Source organism: Streptococcus pseudopneumoniae (assembly GCF_001072665.1).
Taxonomy (GTDB): Bacteria; Bacillota; Bacilli; order Lactobacillales; family Streptococcaceae; genus Streptococcus; species Streptococcus pseudopneumoniae_S.
On record NZ_JVJI01000114.1, the window covers coordinates 22,829 to 40,707 of the forward strand.

Annotated in this window: 15 protein-coding genes; 14 read left to right on the forward strand and 1 reads right to left on the reverse strand. The window is 39.9% G+C overall.

The annotated features are described in order from the left end of the window. Positions 1-10 precede the first annotated feature (10 nt). The 14 genes from rexB to xerS all read left to right on the forward strand — a co-directional run bounded on the left by rexB (position 11) and on the right by xerS (position 16,790). Complete coding sequence (gene rexB, locus ADH52_RS06915) at positions 11-3,286, forward strand: ATP-dependent nuclease subunit B (protein ID WP_049510745.1); 3,276 nt, start codon at positions 11-13, stop codon at positions 3,284-3,286. Next, entirely contained in the window at positions 3,283-6,936 is a 3,654-nt protein-coding gene (gene addA, locus ADH52_RS06920) for a helicase-exonuclease AddAB subunit AddA (RefSeq protein ID WP_049510705.1), read from the forward strand. Before rexB ends, addA begins: the two co-directional genes overlap by 4 nt. 17 nt (positions 6,937-6,953) lie before the next feature. Then, the gene (locus tag ADH52_RS06925) at positions 6,954-8,132 is read left to right on the forward strand and encodes a hypothetical protein (protein ID WP_049510706.1); all 1,179 of its coding nucleotides are present in this window, start codon (positions 6,954-6,956) and stop codon (positions 8,130-8,132) included. Between the two features lie 188 nt (positions 8,133-8,320). Further along, positions 8,321-9,172, forward strand: coding sequence for a ribosome biogenesis GTPase YlqF (gene ylqF / locus ADH52_RS06930; RefSeq protein WP_049510707.1), 852 nt, complete (start codon positions 8,321-8,323; stop codon positions 9,170-9,172). Then, the gene (locus ADH52_RS06935; RefSeq protein WP_049510708.1) at positions 9,159-9,938 is read left to right on the forward strand and encodes a ribonuclease HII; all 780 of its coding nucleotides are present in this window, start codon (positions 9,159-9,161) and stop codon (positions 9,936-9,938) included. Before ylqF ends, ADH52_RS06935 begins: the two co-directional genes overlap by 14 nt. A 16-nt stretch (positions 9,939-9,954) precedes the next feature. After that, entirely contained in the window at positions 9,955-11,505 is a 1,551-nt protein-coding gene (locus ADH52_RS06940; protein WP_049510709.1) for a ClC family H(+)/Cl(-) exchange transporter, read from the forward strand. Positions 11,506-11,678: 173 nt separating this feature from the next. Next, complete coding sequence (locus ADH52_RS06945; protein ID WP_080977866.1) at positions 11,679-12,113, forward strand: hypothetical protein; 435 nt, start codon at positions 11,679-11,681, stop codon at positions 12,111-12,113. A 407-nt stretch (positions 12,114-12,520) separates the two neighbouring features. Beyond that, the gene (locus ADH52_RS06950) at positions 12,521-12,955 is read left to right on the forward strand and encodes a hypothetical protein (RefSeq protein ID WP_049510710.1); all 435 of its coding nucleotides are present in this window, start codon (positions 12,521-12,523) and stop codon (positions 12,953-12,955) included. Further along, entirely contained in the window at positions 12,955-13,224 is a 270-nt protein-coding gene (locus ADH52_RS06955) for a hypothetical protein (protein ID WP_053090950.1), read from the forward strand. The genes ADH52_RS06950 and ADH52_RS06955 overlap by 1 nt, the downstream gene beginning before the upstream one ends. A 35-nt stretch (positions 13,225-13,259) precedes the next feature. After that, the gene (locus tag ADH52_RS06960) at positions 13,260-13,691 is read left to right on the forward strand and encodes a hypothetical protein (protein WP_049510711.1); all 432 of its coding nucleotides are present in this window, start codon (positions 13,260-13,262) and stop codon (positions 13,689-13,691) included. Next, positions 13,691-14,935 carry a hypothetical protein gene (locus tag ADH52_RS06965; protein ID WP_049510712.1) on the forward strand — a complete coding sequence of 415 codons (1,245 nt, stop codon included), beginning with the start codon at positions 13,691-13,693 and terminating at the stop codon, positions 14,933-14,935. Before ADH52_RS06960 ends, ADH52_RS06965 begins: the two co-directional genes overlap by 1 nt. Further along, positions 14,917-15,309, forward strand: a complete 393-nt coding sequence (locus ADH52_RS06970; RefSeq protein WP_049510713.1) for a hypothetical protein — start codon at positions 14,917-14,919, stop codon at positions 15,307-15,309. Before ADH52_RS06965 ends, ADH52_RS06970 begins: the two co-directional genes overlap by 19 nt. Beyond that, positions 15,290-15,580, forward strand: coding sequence for a hypothetical protein (locus tag ADH52_RS06975; RefSeq protein WP_049491409.1), 291 nt, complete (start codon positions 15,290-15,292; stop codon positions 15,578-15,580). The genes ADH52_RS06970 and ADH52_RS06975 overlap by 20 nt, the downstream gene beginning before the upstream one ends. 139 nt (positions 15,581-15,719) lie before the next feature. Beyond that, the gene (gene xerS, locus ADH52_RS06980) at positions 15,720-16,790 is read left to right on the forward strand and encodes a tyrosine recombinase XerS (protein WP_049510714.1); all 1,071 of its coding nucleotides are present in this window, start codon (positions 15,720-15,722) and stop codon (positions 16,788-16,790) included. Positions 16,791-16,862: 72 nt separating this feature from the next. Here xerS and ADH52_RS06985 read toward each other — a convergent pair whose 3' ends face one another. After that, positions 16,863-17,852: a lipoate--protein ligase gene (locus tag ADH52_RS06985; protein WP_049487200.1), complete on the reverse strand. Its 990-nt coding sequence runs from the start codon at positions 17,850-17,852 to the stop codon at positions 16,863-16,865. Positions 17,853-17,879 lie beyond the last annotated feature (27 nt).

Genomic DNA, 17,879 nt, shown 5'->3' on the forward strand with positions numbered 1-17,879 from the left:
CGAGGCAGAGATGAAATTACTTTATACTGATATTCGGACTTCTTTGACTGAAATTCTAACCAGAGAGGCGGAAGAGCTAGTTGCTGCTGGCAAGCGGGTCTTCTACATCGCTCCCAACTCTCTTTCTTTTGAAAAGGAACGCGCCGTGCTGGAATGCTTGTCCCAGCAGGCTTCTTTTGCGATTACCGTCACGCGCTTTGCTCAAATGGCTCGTTACCTGATTTTGAATGATTTGCCTGTCAAGACCAGTCTTGATGATATTGGTCTTGGGATGGCCTTTTACAAATGCCTTGCCGAACTTGATCCAAAAGACTTACGAGTATACGGCGCCATCAAGCAGGATCCTCAGTTTATCCAGCAGTTGATTGATCTTTATCATGAGATGACCAAAGCTCAGATGAGTTTTGTGGACTTGGAGAGTTTGACGGATGAGGATAAGAGAGCCGATTTACTCTTGATTTTTGAGAAAGTAACGGCCTACCTCAATCAAGGGCAGTTAGCTCAGGGAAGTCAGTTATCCCATTTGATTGAAGCTATTGAGAATGACAAGGTAAGTAGTGATTTTACTCAAATCGCCTTGGTTATTGATGGATTTACCCGTTTTTCTGCTGAGGAAGAGCGGATTGTGGACTTACTTCATGCCAAGGGTGTTGAGATTGTTATTGGGGCTTATGTTAGTAAGAAAGCCTATACCAGTCCATTCTCTGAAGGCAATCTCTATCAAGCCAGTGTGGACTTTCTCCATCATCTAGCCTTTAAATACCAAACACCTGCCCAGGATTATTCTCAAACTCATGAGAAGATGGATAGCTTTGACAAGGCCTCTCGTTTGCTGGAGTCTTCTTATGACTTTTCAGAACTTTCCTTGGAAATTGATGATAGGGACCGTGAAAACTTACAAATCTGGTCTTGCTTGACGCAAAAGGAGGAGTTGGAGCTAGTAGCTCGGAGCATTCGTCAGAAATTACATGAGAACTCAAATCTGAGTTACAAGCATTTTCGTATTCTCTTGGGGGATGTGGCTTCTTATCAGTTATCTCTTAAAACCATTTTTGACCAGTACCAGATTCCTTTCTATCTTGGTAGAAGCGAATCCATGGCCCACCACCCTTTGACACAGTTTGTCGAGTCTATTTTAGCTTTGAAACGCTATCGTTTCCGTCAGGAGGATTTGATTAACCTTCTTAGAACAGGTCTGTATACCGACCTTAGTCAAGCTGATATTGATGCTTTTGAACAATATATCCGCTATCTTGGTATCAATGGCTTGCCAGCCTTTCAGCAAACCTTTACCAAATCCCACCATGGAAAATTTAATTTGGAACGTTTAAATGCTCTTCGTCTGCGTATTTTAACACCTCTTGAAACCCTCTTTGCCAGTCGAAAACAAAAGGCTGAAAATCTCCTACAAAAATGGAATAGCTTTCTAAAAGAAGGAGAGGTGACCAAGCAGTTACAAGATTTAACAGCTACCATGAAAACCCTAGAGCAGGAAAGACAGACTGAAGTTTGGAAGGCATTCTGCCATGTTTTAGAACAATTTGCGACTGTTTTTGCTGGTTCACAGGTTAGTCTAGAGGACTTCCTAGCTTTGCTCCATTCTGGAATGAGTTTGTCCCAATACCGTACCATTCCAGCGACAGTGGATACTGTTCTGGTGCAGAGTTACGATTTGATTGCGCCTTTGACAGCTGACTTTGTCTATGCCATTGGGCTAACACAGGACAATTTACCAAAAATCGCGCAGAATACCAGCCTTTTGACAGATGAAGAAAGACAAAGCTTAAACCAAGCGACAGCAGATGGAGCGCAATTGCTGATTGCCAGCAGTGAAAATCTCAAGAAAAATCGCTATACTATGCTTTCCTTGGTCAATTCTGCTCGTAAGCAGTTGGTCTTGTCAGCTCCAAGCCTTTTTAACGAAAGTGAAAGTAAGGAATCTGCCTATCTTCAAGAGTTGGTCCATTTTGGATTTAGTCGAAAAGAGAAGAGGATGAATCACAAAGGGCTGTCTAAGGAGGATATGGGGTCCTATCACAGTCTTTTGTCTAGTCTGGTTGCCTATCACCAGCAGGGAGAGACGAGTGATAGGGAGCAAGATTTGACCTTTGTCAAGGTTCTGGCGCGTGTCATGGGTAAAAAACTAGACCAGCAAGGTTTGGAAAATCCAGCCCTCCCAACCAGTCCAAGCAGCAAGCAGTTAGCTAAGGATACCTTACAAGCGCTCTATCCTGCTGATCAGGAATTTTACCTGTCTACCTCTGGTTTGACAGAGTTTTACCGGAACCAATACAGCTATTTCCTCCGTTATGTTTTAGGTTTACAGGAGGAATTACGCCTGCGTCCTGATGCCCGTAGTCACGGGAATTTCTTGCACCGCATTTTTGAACGTGCCTTACAGTTGCCTGACGAAGATTCCTTTGACCAACGTTTGGAACAAGCTATCCAAGAAACCAGTCAAGAACGGGAATTTGAAGCCATTTATCAAGAAAGTTTGGAAGCCCAGTTTACCAAGGAAGTCCTGCTTGATGTTGCACGGACGACAGGTCACATTCTCCGCCATAATCCAGCTATTGAAACCATCAAAGAAGAGGCGAATTTCGGTGGAAAAGAGCAGGCCTTTATTCAATTGGATAATGGCCGCAGTGTCTTTGTACGAGGTAAGGTTGACCGCATTGACCGTTTGAAAGCTGATGGAGCGATAGGAGTAGTAGACTACAAGTCGAGTCTAACTCAGTTCCAGTTTCCTCATTTCTTTAATGGGCTCAATTCCCAATTACCAACCTATCTAGCTGCCCTAAAAAGAGAAGGGGAGCAGAACTTTTTCGGTGCTATGTACTTGGAAATGACTGAACCAGTCCAATCTCTGATGGCCGTTAAAAGTCTGGCAGGAGCAGTTGTGGAAGCCAGCAAGTCTATGAAATACCAAGGCCTATTTTTGGAAAAAGAAAGCAGTCATTTGGGCGAATTTTATAACAAAAGCAAGGCCAACCAGCTGACAGATGAGGAATTCCAGCTCCTACTGGACTACAATGCCCATCTTTACAAGAAGGCTGCTGAGAAGATTTTAGCAGGCCAGTTCGCCATTAATCCTTATACCGAAAATGGTAGAAGTATTGCCCTATATGTTCAGCAACACCAATCCATCACAGGATTTGAAGCCAATTATCACTTGGGTCAAGCCCGCTTCCTAGAAAAGTTGGACTTAGCTGACGGCAAGCGTCTAGTAGGAGAGAAACTCAAGCAAGCTTGGTTTGAAAAAATTAGAGAGGAGTTGAATCGATGAAGCCCATTCCCTTTTTAACTGACGAAGAAATTCAAAAACTGCAAGAAGCAGAAGCGCACTCGAGCAAGGAACAAAAGAAAACTGCTGAACAAATCGAAGCCATCTACACTTCTGGTCAAAATATCCTTGTCTCAGCGTCGGCTGGTTCTGGTAAAACCTTTGTCATGGCCGAGCGTATTCTGGACCAGTTAGCGCGTGGTGTGGAAATTTCTCAACTCTTTATCTCGACCTTTACCGTTAAGGCTGCCACAGAACTTAAGGAACGTTTGGAGAAAAAAATCAGCCAACAAATCCAAGAAAGTAGCGATGTTGACCTCAAACAACACTTGGGACGTCAGTTGGCAGACTTACCTAACGCTGCCATCGGAACCATGGACTCTTTCACACAAAAATTCCTTGGTAAACATGGCTATCTGATTGATATTGCCCCTAATTTCCGTATTTTACAAAATCAAAGCGAGCAACTCCTTCTAAAAAATGAAGTCTTCCACGATGTCTTTGAAACACATTACCAAGGTAGACAGAAAGAGAACTTTAGTCATCTGCTGAAAAACTTTGCTGGGCGTGGCAAGGATGAACGTGGTCTGCGCCAGCAGGTCTATAAAATCTATGACTTCCTCCAATCCACCAGCAATCCTCAGAAATGGCTGAGCGAATCTTTCCTAAAAGGCTTTGAAAAAGCTGATTTTACCAGTGAAAAAGAAAAACTGACCCAACAAATCCAGCAAGCACTTTGGGATTTGGAAAGCTTTTTCCGATATCATTTGGATAATGATGCCAAGGAGTTTCCAAAGGCTGCTTATCTAGAAAATGTTCAGTTAATTTTGGATGAAATTGGCTCCTTAAATCAGGAGTCCGATAGTCAGGCTTATCAGGCAGTGCTTGCGCGTGTTGTCTCCATCTCTAAGGAGAAAAACGGCCGAGCTCTGACCAATGCAAGTCGTAAGGCTGATTTGAAGCCACTGGCTGATGCCTACAACGAAGAAAGAAAGGCACAGTTTGCTAAACTAGGACAACTGTCAGACCAGATAACGATTCTCGACTATCAAGAACGTTATCATGGAGACACCTGGAAACTAGCTAAGACTTTTCAAACATTTATGAGTGATTTTGTAGAGGCTTATCGTCAGCGTAAACGTCAGGAAAATGCCTTTGAATTCGCTGATATCAGCCATTATACCATTGAGATTTTAGAAAATTTCCCGCAAGTTCGTGAGGCTTATCAGGAGCGCTTCCACGAAGTCATGGTCGACGAGTATCAGGATACCAACCATATTCAAGAACGGATGTTGGAATTGCTGTCGAATGGTCACAATCGCTTTATGGTGGGAGATATCAAGCAGTCTATCTACCGTTTCCGTCAGGCAGATCCCCAGATTTTTAATGAAAAATTCCAACGCTATGCGCAGAATCCTAAAGAGGGCAAATTAATTCTCCTCAAGGAAAATTTCCGTAGCAGTTCAGAAGTGCTGTCAGCAACCAATGATGTTTTTGCACGCCTTATGGACCAAGAGGTCGGCGAAATCAACTATGACAGTATGCACCAGCTTGTCTTTGCCAATAGCAAACTAATTCCTAATCCAGACAACAAGGCGGAATTTCTCCTCTACGATAAGGACGACAGCGGGCAAGAGGAAGAAGAGGACCAATCAGAAACGAAACTAACTGGTGAAATGCGCCTAGTTATCAAGGAAATCCTTAAACTTCATCAAGAAAAAGGTGTTGCTTTTAAGGAAATTGCCCTTTTGACCTCTAGCCGCAGTCGAAATGACCAGATTCTTCTTGCCCTGTCTGAGTACGGAATTCCTGTCAAAACCGATGGAGAGCAAAACAATTATCTCCAATCTCTAGAAGTGCAAGTCATGCTAGACACCCTTCGTGTCATTCACAATCCTCTTCAAGACTATGCCTTGGTTTCCCTTATGAAGTCTCCTATGTTTGGATTTGATGAAGATGAGTTAGCACGTTTGTCCCTTCAGAAAGCAGAGGATAAAATCCAAGAAAATCTCTATGAAAAACTGGTCAATGCTCAAACACAGGCAACAAGCCAGAAAAACTTAATTCATACTGATTTAGCTGAAAAACTAAATCAATTCATGGATATCTTGGCTTCTTGGCGCTTATATGCCAAAACTCACTCCCTCTATGACTTGATTTGGAAGATTTACAACGACCGTTTTTACTACGATTATGTTGGAGCTTTGCCAAATGGCCCTGCTAGACAGGCAAATCTCTATGCCCTAGCTCTGCGGGCTGACCAGTTTGAAAAGAGTAATTTCAAGGGCTTGTCGCGTTTTATCCGTATGATTGACCAAGTTTTAGAAGCCCAGCACGATCTTGCAAGCGTGGCAGTCGCACCGCCCAAGGATGCTGTAGAACTCATGACCATTCACAAGAGTAAAGGGCTGGAGTTTCCTTACGTTTTTATCCTCAATATGGATCAGGATTTCAACAAACAAGACAGCATGTCAGAAGTCATTCTCAGCCGTAAAAATGGACTAGGTGTCAAATATATTGCCAAAATGGAGACAGGAGCAGTGGAAGATCACTATCCTAAAACCATCAAACTCTCCATTCCTAGCCTCACTTATATCCAGAATGAGGAAGAACTACAATTGGCTAGCTATTCAGAGCAGATGCGTCTCCTTTATGTTGCCATGACGAGGGCTGAGAAAAAGCTCTATCTTGTCGGCAAGGGTTCGCGTGAAAAGCTGGAATCCAAGGAATTCCCAGCAGATAAAAATGGAAAACTAAATAGCAATACTAGACTGCAAGCCAAGAATTTCCAAGATTGGATATGGGCTATCAGCAAAGTGTTTGCCAAGGACAATCTCAACTTTAGCTATCGTTTTGTTGGCGAAGACCAGTTGACTAGAGAAGCTATTGGTCAATTGGAAAACAAGAGCCTTCTACAAGATAACTCTCAAGCAGATAACCGTCAGTCAGAAACCATCAAAGAAGCCCTGAAAATGCTGAAAGAGGTGGAAGTCTATAATACTCTTCACCGCGCAGCTATTGAGCTTCCTAGTGTTCAAACCCCAAGCCAAATCAAGAAATTCTACGAACCTGTTATGGATATGGAAGGTGTCGAAATTGCTGGTCAAGGTCAGTCAGTGAATAAGAAAATCAGCTTTGATTTGCCAGATTTTTCAACCAAAGAAAAGGTAACTGGAGCTGAAATAGGTAGTGCTACCCACGAACTCATGCAGAGAATTGACCTCAGTCAGCGACCAACCCTGGCTAGCCTGACAGAAACTCTCCAACAAGTTCAAACCACCCCAGCTGTCAGAGACAAAATTAATCTTTCTAAAATCCTTGCATTCTTTGATACACTTCTCGGTCAGGAAATTCTCGCTCATACCGACCATCTCTACCGCGAGCAACCTTTCTCCATGCTCAAACGAGACCAAAAGAGTCAGGAAGACTTCGTTGTCCGTGGTATCTTGGATGGCTATCTACTTTACGAGGATAGAATCGTTCTGTTCGACTACAAAACAGACCGCTATGATGAGCCAAGTCATCTCATAGACCGCTATCGTGGTCAATTAGCCCTATACGAAGAGGCCTTATCACGAACCTATTCGATTGAAAATATTGAGAAATATTTGATTTTACTCGGTAAAGATGAGGTTCAAGTTGTAAAAGTATAATTTAGAAAGGAGACCTCATGACACTTCCAGTTAGAAAATCCCTGCACGATGCGGTTTTACAGGCTTCAAAAGCTGATACTTGGGAACAAGCTACCAAGGAATGGAATGAAGTTTCCTTGATTTTTAACGGTATCGGCCGTAGCAATTGCGTCTGTGGGAATGCCATCAAATACGCCTACGAACTCTTTAACGGTGTCACAGGTCAACGCCTCTTTCCAATTGGTAGCGATTGTGTTCGTCATTTTCATCGATTGTCCCTTGACCAGCAACTGGAAGAGGAAGAAAAACTACTCAGAAAGGTTGAAAACCTAACTAGAAAAGCACAGAAAAAGGAAAAAATCAAGGTCAATAAAAGTGACTTTGACGAGCGCCTTCTAAAGTGGCTCTGGGAAAAAGGTGTTTTTAAACCCAATCGTGGAAATCAGTTCTCACCTGAGAAAGACTACCAGCTTTTCCTAGAAGTCTTTCAAGGAGGAAGTTGGACCAAGGCAGAGCCTAAGAAGAAGGCTCGGATGGAAGAAGTTCTTGAAAAGTGTATCAAACCCTTTTTACTTGGAAAACTAGATGACCAACTCTACCTTGTCAAGTTAGGCAAGGAGAAAATTGACTACGAACAAGAACTCCGTATCCAGGCAGAGAAAGAGCGCAAGAAGAGAGATAAAATCGCCAAGCAATATGCAGACAATCTGGTCCTAGCCATGGGTCCAGCAGAGCGTGCCTATCAAGACTACTTTGGCTTTACAGAAACCCTAACCCAAGAAGAACGCAAGTGGGAGAAAATACTTTTTGGTAAAAATAAAACAGAACGGGCTATTAAGGCCAAACAATACCAAAAAGAGCTGGAAAAAGATCAACGAATTGCAGCTCAGGATCCAATCGAAAGAAAGCAGAAGCAGACCTGGCTCCTCAATTCCTATTTTCGTGAGCTTCCTGAAGAAAAAGCTCGATTTGCTCGGCTCTTATTAGAATATCGGAAAAATGGAGAAGTTCCCTTTTCAACCGCATACCTGTCCAATCATCTCATCGACTTTTTCTATAAAATGAAAGCCTTTGAGTTTGAAATCGCACCAGAACAAGTCCGAGATTTTCTAAAAGAAAGCCTTCAGGCAGAGCATCTATCATCAGCACAAGAAAGCTGGATAGAAGAAATTTTGACAAATTGTATAGTCCCATTTTTATCTCGAATACTCATCTAAAACTAAATATATAAGATATAGAATTTTATATAAGGTTAATATACAAATCAAGTGGGGTTGAAATCAGTCTTCCTTTAAAAAGTAGCTATTACAAATAAAAGCTTGTGCAAAAAAGAATAATTTATGATAGAATAGAGGATAAGAAAGAAAACGTTTTTACAGTTTTTTCAATCCGAAGGAGATATATTATGGCCACTATTCAATGGTTTCCTGGTCACATGTCTAAAGCTCGTCGACAGGTGCAGGAAAATTTAAAATTTGTTGATTTTGTAACGATTTTGGTGGATGCACGCTTACCTCTATCTAGTCAAAACCCTATGTTGACCAAAATCGTTGGTGATAAACCAAAACTCTTGATTTTAAATAAGGCAGACTTGGCTGACCCAGCAATGACCAAGGAATGGCGCCAGTATTTTGAATCACAAGGAATCCAAACTCTGGATATCAACTCCAAAGAGCAAGTGACTGTAAAAGTTGTAACAGATGCCGCTAAAAAACTCATGGCAGATAAGATTGCTCGGCAAAAGGAACGTGGAATCAAGATTGAAACCTTGCGTACCATGATTATTGGGATTCCAAACGCTGGAAAATCAACGCTTATGAATCGTTTGGCTGGTAAGAAAATTGCTGTTGTCGGCAACAAGCCTGGTGTGACCAAAGGTCAACAATGGCTCAAAACCAACAAAGACTTAGAAATCTTAGATACGCCAGGGATTCTTTGGCCTAAGTTTGAAGATGAAACTGTTGCGCTTAAGTTAGCCTTAACGGGAGCTATTAAAGACCAGTTGCTTCCTATGGACGAGGTAACTATTTTTGGCCTCAATTATTTCAAAGAACATTATCCAGAAAAGCTGGCTGAACGCTTCAAGCAGATGAAAATCGAGGAAGAAGCGCCTGTTATTATTATGGATATGACCCGTGCTCTCGGTTTCCGTGACGACTATGACCGCTTTTACAGTCTCTTCGTGAAGGAAGTCCGTGATGGCAAACTCGGTAACTATACCTTAGATACATTGGAAGACCTCGATGGCGACGATTAAAGAAATCAAAGAACTCCTTGCTACTGTCAAGGACCTTGATAGTCCTATTTTTTTAGAGCTTGAAAAGGATAATCGCTCTGGAGTTCAAAAGGAAATCAGCAAGCGTAAAAAAACCATTCAGGCAGAATTGGATGAAGATTTTCGTTTGGAATCCATGCTTTCCTATGAAAAAGAATTGAACAAGCAAGGATTGACCTTAATTGCTGGTGTTGACGAGGTTGGTCGTGGACCTCTGGCTGGGCCTGTAGTCGCTGCAGCTGTTATTTTACCTCAAAATTGTAAAATCAAAGGTCTCAACGACAGCAAGAAAATTCCTAAAAAGAAACATCTGGAGATTTTCCAAGCCGTTCAGGACCAAGCCTTGTCAATCGGAATTGGTATCATGGATAATCAGGTCGTCGACCAAGTCAATATCTATGAAGCAACCAAACTGGCCATGCAGGAAGCAATATCCCAGCTCAGTCCTCAACCTGAGCACCTTTTGATAGATGCCATGAAACTGGAATTACCCATTTCACAAACCTCCATCATCAAAGGTGATGCTAATTCCCTCTCCATTGCAGCAGCTTCTATAATAGCCAAGGTGACACGTGATGAATTGATGAAGGAATACGATCAGCAGTTCCCTGGCTATGACTTTACTGCTAATGCAGGATATGGAACAGTTAAACACCTGGAAGGCCTCACAAAACTAGGAGTTACCCCAATTCACCGAACCAGCTTTGAACCCGTTAAATCACTGGTTTTGGGAGAAAAAGAAAGTTAAGTTAGAAGGAATGATTATGGAGGAACAGTCAGAAACACTCAGCTCCAAGAAAGAATTTGCCTTTGCCTCAAGTACTATATTATCCCAAGTTGGACGAGGAATCATTGTTGGTCTCGTTGTTGGAATTATCGTTGGATCTTTTCGGTTTTTAATCGAAAAAGGCTTCCACCTGATACAAGGACTTTATCAAGATCAAGCGCATCTAGTGCGCAATCTTTTTATCATTGGTCTATTTTATTTAATAGTTTGTTGGCTCAGTGCGAAATTAACTCGGTCAGAAAAAGACATCAAAGGTTCAGGAATTCCTCAAGTTGAAGCCGAATTAAAGGGACTCATGACCCTCAACTGGTGGGGTGTACTTTGGAAAAAATATATTTTAGGAATTCTTGCTATTGCCAGTGGACTTATGCTGGGGCGAGAGGGACCCAGTATTCAACTTGGAGCAGTAGGTGGTAAAGGAATTTCCAAATGGCTCAAATCCAGTCCAGTAGAGGAACGCTCCCTGATTGCCAGTGGTGCTGCAGCAGGATTAGCCGCAGCTTTTAATGCACCGATTGCAGGACTTCTCTTTGTGGTAGAAGAAGTTTATCACCATTTTTCACGCTTTTTTTGGGTATCTACTCTAGCAGCTAGTCTCGTAGCAAACTTTGTTTCTTTACTCATATTTGGCCTAACACCCGTACTGGACATGCCAGACAACATCCCACTCATGACCCTAGACCAGTATTGGATTTACCTCCTTATGGGAGTTTTTCTTGGACTATCTGGTTTTGTCTATGAGAAAGCTGTGCTCAATGTTGGTCGAGTTTATGATTGGCTTGGTCAAAAAATCCATTTGGATAGAGCTTATTATCCAATTCTTGCCTTCATTCTCATCATACCAGTCGGAATCTTCTTACCCCAAATCCTTGGTGGTGGAAATCAGCTGGTTCTTTCCCTAACTGAGCAGGATTTTAGTTTTCAAGTTCTATTAGTTTACTTTTTGATTCGATTTGTTTGGAGCATGATTAATTATGGAAGTGGCCTTCCAGGAGGAATTTTCCTACCAATTTTGGCGCTTGGCTCCTTACTTGGAGCTCTAGTTGGTGTTATTTGTGTCAATCTCGGACTTGTCAGTCAAGAGCAGTTTCCTATATTTGTCATTCTGGGAATGAGCGGCTACTTTGGAGCGATTTCTAAAGCTCCCTTAACAGCTATGATTCTAGTAACCGAAATGGTAGGAGATATTCGCAACCTCATGCCACTTGGATTAGTAACCTTGGTCGCCTACATCATCATGGATCTACTCAAGGGGGCCCCAGTCTATGAGGCTATGCTAGAAAAAATGTTGCCAGAAGAAGCGACAGATGAAGGAGAAGTCACTCTCATTGAAATCCCTGTTTCAGATAAAATAGCAGGAAAACAAGTACACGAACTCAACTTGCCACATAACGTACTCATCACCACCCAAGTCCATAACGGTAAAAGTCAAACCGTTAACGGTTCAACCAGAATGTATCTCGGTGATATGATTCACCTAGTTATTCCAAAAAGCGAAATTGGGAAAGTCAAAGATTTGTTATTGTAGAAGTTTTTACATAATTTATGTTATGTGAAAACGAATTTCTTAATTAAATACACTAGAAAACCGATTCTCAGCAATGAGGTCGGTTTTTTCTTGTTAGAAATATTATAATATATTATAAAAAATGATTAAATTATTCTAGGTTATAGTATAATGAGAAAAGGAGGAAAGCTTAAATGAGTAATTCTGGCATCAGAAAGAGTCATAAAAGGTTACTAATCGTTTTGTTACTCGCAATCATCACAGCAGGAGGTGTTTTTATGTTTTCTATGTTAGGGAGATCCCAAGAAGAGCGTCGGAATAGAGAGTATGAAGTTAGTTTGGTGAATGCTTTAAAGAATTCATATGAAGGGATTGAGGAGATAACAATTACGAACCCCTCGTACAGCTCAATTCCTTCAGAGGCTTGGGGGGCTGATGTGAAACTAAAATTTTTTGATGGAACATCTAAGGAACATGTTTTAGCTTTTGATATAAACTCGAATAAAATTAGGATAGGTGTATATAATAACGAAGATGAAGAATTTCAACATTTTCTAAATTCTAGACGAGGTTCTACTAAGTCAAAAGTTAAAGTTAAATATTCGAATGGCTCAGAAGGGGACCTATGATGAATAAATACATTTATACAGATAAACAACTTAATAAATTGAATCAAGGTCCGAATGTTTACAGTGTTAATACTTAGTTCGTACAACGTAAAGAAAATCGAACAAATATTGTTACTGCTAAATCAGATAACGAGTTAAAAAAAGGTGAAATTAACACCATAACCACCTCCGATGATCAAGAATTCCGTGTTGTCGCCACTAAGTCTGACATTGAAACAGATTTTGATGGACTGGCGGTTTCACCTATTGTGAACGGCAAACCAGATTATAAAAATGTAGCCGTGATTGCTGCTGGAACCGATCCTGGGAGTCCTACTATGATTGACAGATGTAAAATAACTTTTTCTTATTATAGTGTAATATAGACTAATCTTTCTTATAGTATAATAAAAAGGAGAAAAGCTTAAATGAACAATTCCAGCAATAAAAAGAGTCATAAAAGGTTACTAATCGTTTTGTTACTCGCAATCATCACAGCAGCAGGTTTTTTTATGTTTAGCATGTTAGGGAAATCTCAAGAAGAACGTCGGAATAGAGAGTACGAAGTTAGTTTGGTGAATGCATTAATGAATTCCTATGAAGGGATAGAAGAGATCAAGATTATGAATCCTGATTATACAAACCCACCAGGGTCATGGTCTTGTGATGTAGAAATCAAGTTCAAAGATGAAAGAAAAATTAAGTATGGGATTGGATATTCTTTAGACACCGAAGAAATAACAGATGCTTCATTGGAATGGGAAGGAAGAATAGAAGATAGACAGTTTTTGAATGAAAACAAGGGTAAAACCACTTCGAAAATCAGGGTAACTTATTCTGATAACGACGAAGAAGAGCAATAATGACATTTAATTATACAGATAAACAGCTTAATAATTTAAATAGAGATACTGGTGTTTACAGTGTGAATTCAGAGTTTGCTAGACGAAAATATAAAAAGCTTGTTGTTAATAAACCTGATTCTGAATTAGCTAGCTATGAAACCAACACTATAATCACCCCCGATGGTCAAGAACTCCGTGTCGTTGCGACTAAGTCTGACCCAGGAACAGGTTTTGATGGAACTTGTTTTAGATACATTTTTTTCTATTCTAGTGTTATTTATCTTTAAATTATAGTAGAATGAAGAAAAGGAGGAAAGCTTAAATGAGTAATTCTGGCATCAAAAAGAGTCATAAAAGGCTACTAATCGTTGTGTCACTCGCAATCATCACAGCAGGAGGTGTTTTTATGTTTAGCATGTTAGGGAAATCTCAAGAAGAACATCGAAATAGAGAGTATGAAGTGAGTCTGGTTGAAACTTTAAAAGATAGTTATGAGGGTATTGAAGAAATTAGATTTTCTAATGCAAACTACACAAATCCGCCAGAAAGTTGGACTTGCGTAGTTGAACTATTTTTTAATGATAGAAGCATAAAATATAAAATTAATTATTCGAAAAATGATAAACGTATTTCTGATGTATCTTTAGAGAGAGAGAATAGAAAAGAGGATCGAGATTTTTTGAATAGTCACTTGGGAAAGACAAATAAACTCACAAAAGTTGTTTATTCAGACGGTTCAGAAGGAGAATATTAATGGTGTATAGTTATACTGATAAACAACTTAATGAATTAAATCAAGGGAAAAATGTTTATAGTGTAAATTCTGAGTATGCTGAAAGGGAAGTTGAAAAGAAGGTTGTATCCAAAACAGATGATAAGTTATTTTCGGATGAAACCAACACTATAACTACCTCAGATGGTCAAGAATTCCGTGTCGTTGCCACTAAGTTTGACCTAGGAACAGGTTTTGATGGTTTGGCGGTAGCTCCTATGGTCAACGGTGAACCAGATTATAAAAATATAGCTGTTATTGCTGCAGGGACGGATCCAGGGAGTCCTACTAAGATTGATGTTGTAACTGCAATTGCAGAAAGAGAGACATCTATATCACCTCAATATTATGTAGCGGACCGATTTGTAAAAGAAATTATGGAAGACCCTAGATATGAAGTCAGTCAACTTTCTGGTTATTCACAAGGATCTTATATGCTGAAAGTAGGAGCTAAATATCATATTCCAACTACAACTTTTAACGCTTGGTTCACTTATCTATCACTTTCTAACGAAGAAAAAGCATTTATTGATAAAAATCCAGCCATGTTTATTGATTACCGTAGAAAACATGATGATGTAGTACGTTGGAATGATTTCAATCACCCTGAATGGTTTAATAAGTCCTTCTTAAAAATGCCTGATACAATATTCTGGCTGGACGGAACTAGCCACAATATCGATGATTGGGAGTTTGATCCTGTAACTGGTCAAGTTGTAGATGGTAAAGGAGGAAAACCCTTAATTAGTGGTGTTTATCGAGTTTATGCCAACAGTCTCCGAGGAATGGCTCATTACAAGGACTTGAAGTCAAAATGGTCATCAGGTGGCATTAGTAGCTCTGAGGAAATATACTTAGATGCAGCTCAAGGTTCTATATTATCATCATCAATGGCTACGGCAGCAAGAACTGGAGCCGATGAAGTGAGCGCCTTAGCCAAGATTGCTAACCAAGAATTACAAGAAATTTGGTCAAAAATCGATTTTACAAGCTATACAGCCTTAGCTCCCTATGAAGTTGAAGCTCTTTTTGCTAGCCAAGGTATCACTCAAGCACAGTTTATCGATACTTTTCAGGCAGAAACGGATCAAATAGTCACTAAGATGAATGCTTCCGCCCAAGGATTTGAAAATTTGGATAAACAATTACAGGAAGTCATCGAAAAAACAGTGGCAACAGACACACAATTTGCTAAGGAGTTCAGACAATGGAAAGCAGAGATGTAAAATGGGATGCCATTAGACAAAAAGAGAGGGAAATTCTTAACCTCGAAGAACAATACTATCTGGAAAAGAACAAGTTAGAGAAAAAGACACTAGACTTAGAGGAACGTTCTGTAAGATTAGAAAAGATCATGAACGAAGAAGCTGATAAAATGTACCTAGTATTAAGAAAGTTTTCATCACCAGCTGATTGTGTTAGAGAGTACTTTACAGAAATAGAAAATTTGAGATATCATTCTAACCAAGTTTATAGAACTAATGAAATAAAACTGGAAAAAGAAAAAGAAAAAATAGATAAAAAATTTCTACAAAGAAAAAATATCTTAGATGAAGAATATCAAAAACTAAGGAGAAACTATGCAAGCACCAATGAATGAGTACTATACTGATGAAGAATACCAATACGCTCTAAAACAAATGTATCGCATGATGGAAAGAAATCGTATTCTGGCACAATGCCAATTGGCAAAGACCGCTAAAAATCAAATAAAAGAAAGTTTTGACCAAAAATCGAAAACAATTGCAAGAGATACTAAAGCAACAATAACAAGTATTAACAGCCAAATGGACACTGCAATACAAGGTAAAGTTCGCAAGAGTCTTGAAACAAAAATACCTAATATGTTAGTCAAGTATGATGATGTATAAAGAAGAATTTTTCGTATGGTTATATAGTTTTCTTTGCATCTATGTCCTCTACAATATCTTTCCGAAAAACTATAATTTTCTTGAAAAATAAATAAGTCTATGCTATACTACTAGTAGACTTACTTTATGGAGAAAATACATGAAACGTGAGATTTTATTAGAACGAATCGACAAACTAAAACAAATCATGCCCTGGTATGTTTTGGAATACTACCAATCTAAGCTTGCTGTTCCTTACAGTTTTACAACCTTGTACGAATACCTCAAGGAATACGATCGATTTTTCAGCTGGGTTTTGGAGTCTGGTATTTCAAACGCTGATAAAATGTCTGATATTCCTTTATCTGTCTTGGAAAATATGTCTAAGAAAGACATGGAATCCTTTATCCTTTACCTACGTGAACGTCCTTTGCTGAATGCTAATACAACAAAGCAAGGTGTTTCACAGACAACCATCAATCGGACTTTGTCAGCACTTTCTAGTCTTTACAAGTATCTGACCGAGGAGGTTGAAAACGATCAGGGGGAACCTTATTTCTATCGTAATGTAATGAAGAAAGTTTCAACCAAGAAAAAGAAAGAAACACTTGCTGCCAGAGCTGAAAACATCAAGCAAAAACTCTTTCTAGGTGATGAAACAGAAGGCTTTCTAACTTATATCGACCAAGAGTACCCACAACAGCTCTCAAATCGAGCTCTCTCATCATTCAACAAAAATAAAGAACGTGATTTGGCTATCATTGCCCTTCTCTTGGCGTCTGGTGTCCGCTTGTCTGAAGCTGTTAATCTGGATATAAGGGATCTCAATCTCAAGATGATGGTTATTGATGTCACTCGAAAAGGTGGCAAACGTGATTCGGTCAATGTCGCTGCCTTTGCTAAGCCTTATCTAGAGAATTATCTAGCCATTCGAAATCAACGCTATAAGACGGAAAAAACAGATACAGCCCTTTTTTTGACACTCTACAGAGGTATTCCTAATCGTATCGATGCTTCTAGCGTTGAGAAAATGGTTGCTAAGTACTCTGAAGATTTTAAAGTGCGTGTAACACCCCACAAACTGCGCCATACGTTAGCAACCAGGCTCTATGATGCCACTAAATCGCAAGTTTTGGTCAGTCACCAGCTAGGACATGCCAGCACACAAGTCACTGACCTCTATACCCATATCATTAATGATGAACAAAAGAATGCTCTAGATAGTTTATAAAATACATAAAATAAATTATGTAATATATGATTTTAAAAAAGAAGCTGGTCCTACAACCAACTTCTTTCTGGTTTATCCAACTACCGCTTCAGCAATTTCTTCACGGCTAATACCAGCGAAGTAGCGTGTAATATCAATGGTTTCTAGCGCCTTAAGGACATCTTCGCGTTCGTATTTCACTCCACGAAGGACATCTTCTACTGCAGCAACGTCTTCAATACCAAAGAAGTCACCATAAATCTTGATGTCTTGGATTTTTGATTCGACGACATTAGCAAAGACTTCCACCTTACCACTAGTGAATTTGGTTCCACGACGGACGTTAAATTCAGGTGATTTACCATAGTTCCAGTCCCAAGTTCCAAACTTAGTATCTTTGATACGGTTAATTTCAGCCAATTCTTCCTCAGAAAAAACGTATTCTGTCATCTCTGGATACTCTTTTTTCATGTATTCCAAGAGTAAGTCACGGAATTCTTCAACTGTGATTTTTTCTGGCAATTCATTGACAATATTAGTTACACGGGCACGAACAGATTTCACACCTTTTGATTCAAATTTATCTTTTGAAACCTTAAGGGCGTTAGCAAGGACTGACAAATCAACGTCAAAGAGCAAGCAACCATGGTGCATGATACGACCATTGATATAGGCTTGGGCATTGCCACAGAATTTCTTGCCGTCAATCTCAAGGTCGTTACGACCTGTGAACTCAGCTTTAACTCCAAGTTGAGCCAGGGTATTGATAACTGGAGTTGAAAAGCTCTTGAAGTCAAAGGCCTTGTTTTCATCTTCATTTGAAATGATGGTGTAGTTGAGGTTGTTTAAATCGTGATAAACAGCCCCACCACCACTGATACGGCGGACTACCTCAATGCCATTTTCTCGAACATAATCACGGTTGATTTCTTCGATAGTATTCTGGTGACGACCAACAATGATAGATGGCTTGTTAATCCAAAGTAGGAAGATTTGATCCTCATCCAAAAGGTGTTTAAAGGCATATTCTTCCAAGGCAATATTAAAGGCAGTGTCGTTTGAATGATTGATAATATATTTCATGATATCCCTTTATACGATAGAGACTGG

What these genes read in the sequence shown, in the direction of transcription:
- rexB (WP_049510745.1), top strand. Translation starts at nt 11, where the DNA reads ATGAAATTACTTTATACTGATATTCGGACTTCTTTGACTGAAATTCTA.
- addA (WP_049510705.1), top strand. Translation starts at nt 3,283, where the DNA reads ATGAAGCCCATTCCCTTTTTAACTGACGAAGAAATTCAAAAACTGCAA.
- ADH52_RS06925 (WP_049510706.1), top strand. Translation starts at nt 6,954, where the DNA reads ATGACACTTCCAGTTAGAAAATCCCTGCACGATGCGGTTTTACAGGCT.
- ylqF (WP_049510707.1), top strand. Translation starts at nt 8,321, where the DNA reads ATGGCCACTATTCAATGGTTTCCTGGTCACATGTCTAAAGCTCGTCGA.
- ADH52_RS06935 (WP_049510708.1), top strand. Translation starts at nt 9,159, where the DNA reads ATGGCGACGATTAAAGAAATCAAAGAACTCCTTGCTACTGTCAAGGAC.
- ADH52_RS06940 (WP_049510709.1), top strand. Translation starts at nt 9,955, where the DNA reads ATGGAGGAACAGTCAGAAACACTCAGCTCCAAGAAAGAATTTGCCTTT.
- ADH52_RS06945 (WP_080977866.1), top strand. Translation starts at nt 11,679, where the DNA reads ATGAGTAATTCTGGCATCAGAAAGAGTCATAAAAGGTTACTAATCGTT.
- ADH52_RS06950 (WP_049510710.1), top strand. Translation starts at nt 12,521, where the DNA reads ATGAACAATTCCAGCAATAAAAAGAGTCATAAAAGGTTACTAATCGTT.
- ADH52_RS06955 (WP_053090950.1), top strand. Translation starts at nt 12,955, where the DNA reads ATGACATTTAATTATACAGATAAACAGCTTAATAATTTAAATAGAGAT.
- ADH52_RS06960 (WP_049510711.1), top strand. Translation starts at nt 13,260, where the DNA reads ATGAGTAATTCTGGCATCAAAAAGAGTCATAAAAGGCTACTAATCGTT.
- ADH52_RS06965 (WP_049510712.1), top strand. Translation starts at nt 13,691, where the DNA reads ATGGTGTATAGTTATACTGATAAACAACTTAATGAATTAAATCAAGGG.
- ADH52_RS06970 (WP_049510713.1), top strand. Translation starts at nt 14,917, where the DNA reads ATGGAAAGCAGAGATGTAAAATGGGATGCCATTAGACAAAAAGAGAGG.
- ADH52_RS06975 (WP_049491409.1), top strand. Translation starts at nt 15,290, where the DNA reads ATGCAAGCACCAATGAATGAGTACTATACTGATGAAGAATACCAATAC.
- xerS (WP_049510714.1), top strand. Translation starts at nt 15,720, where the DNA reads ATGAAACGTGAGATTTTATTAGAACGAATCGACAAACTAAAACAAATC.
- ADH52_RS06985 (WP_049487200.1), bottom strand. Translation starts at nt 17,852, where the DNA reads ATGAAATATATTATCAATCATTCAAACGACACTGCCTTTAATATTGCC.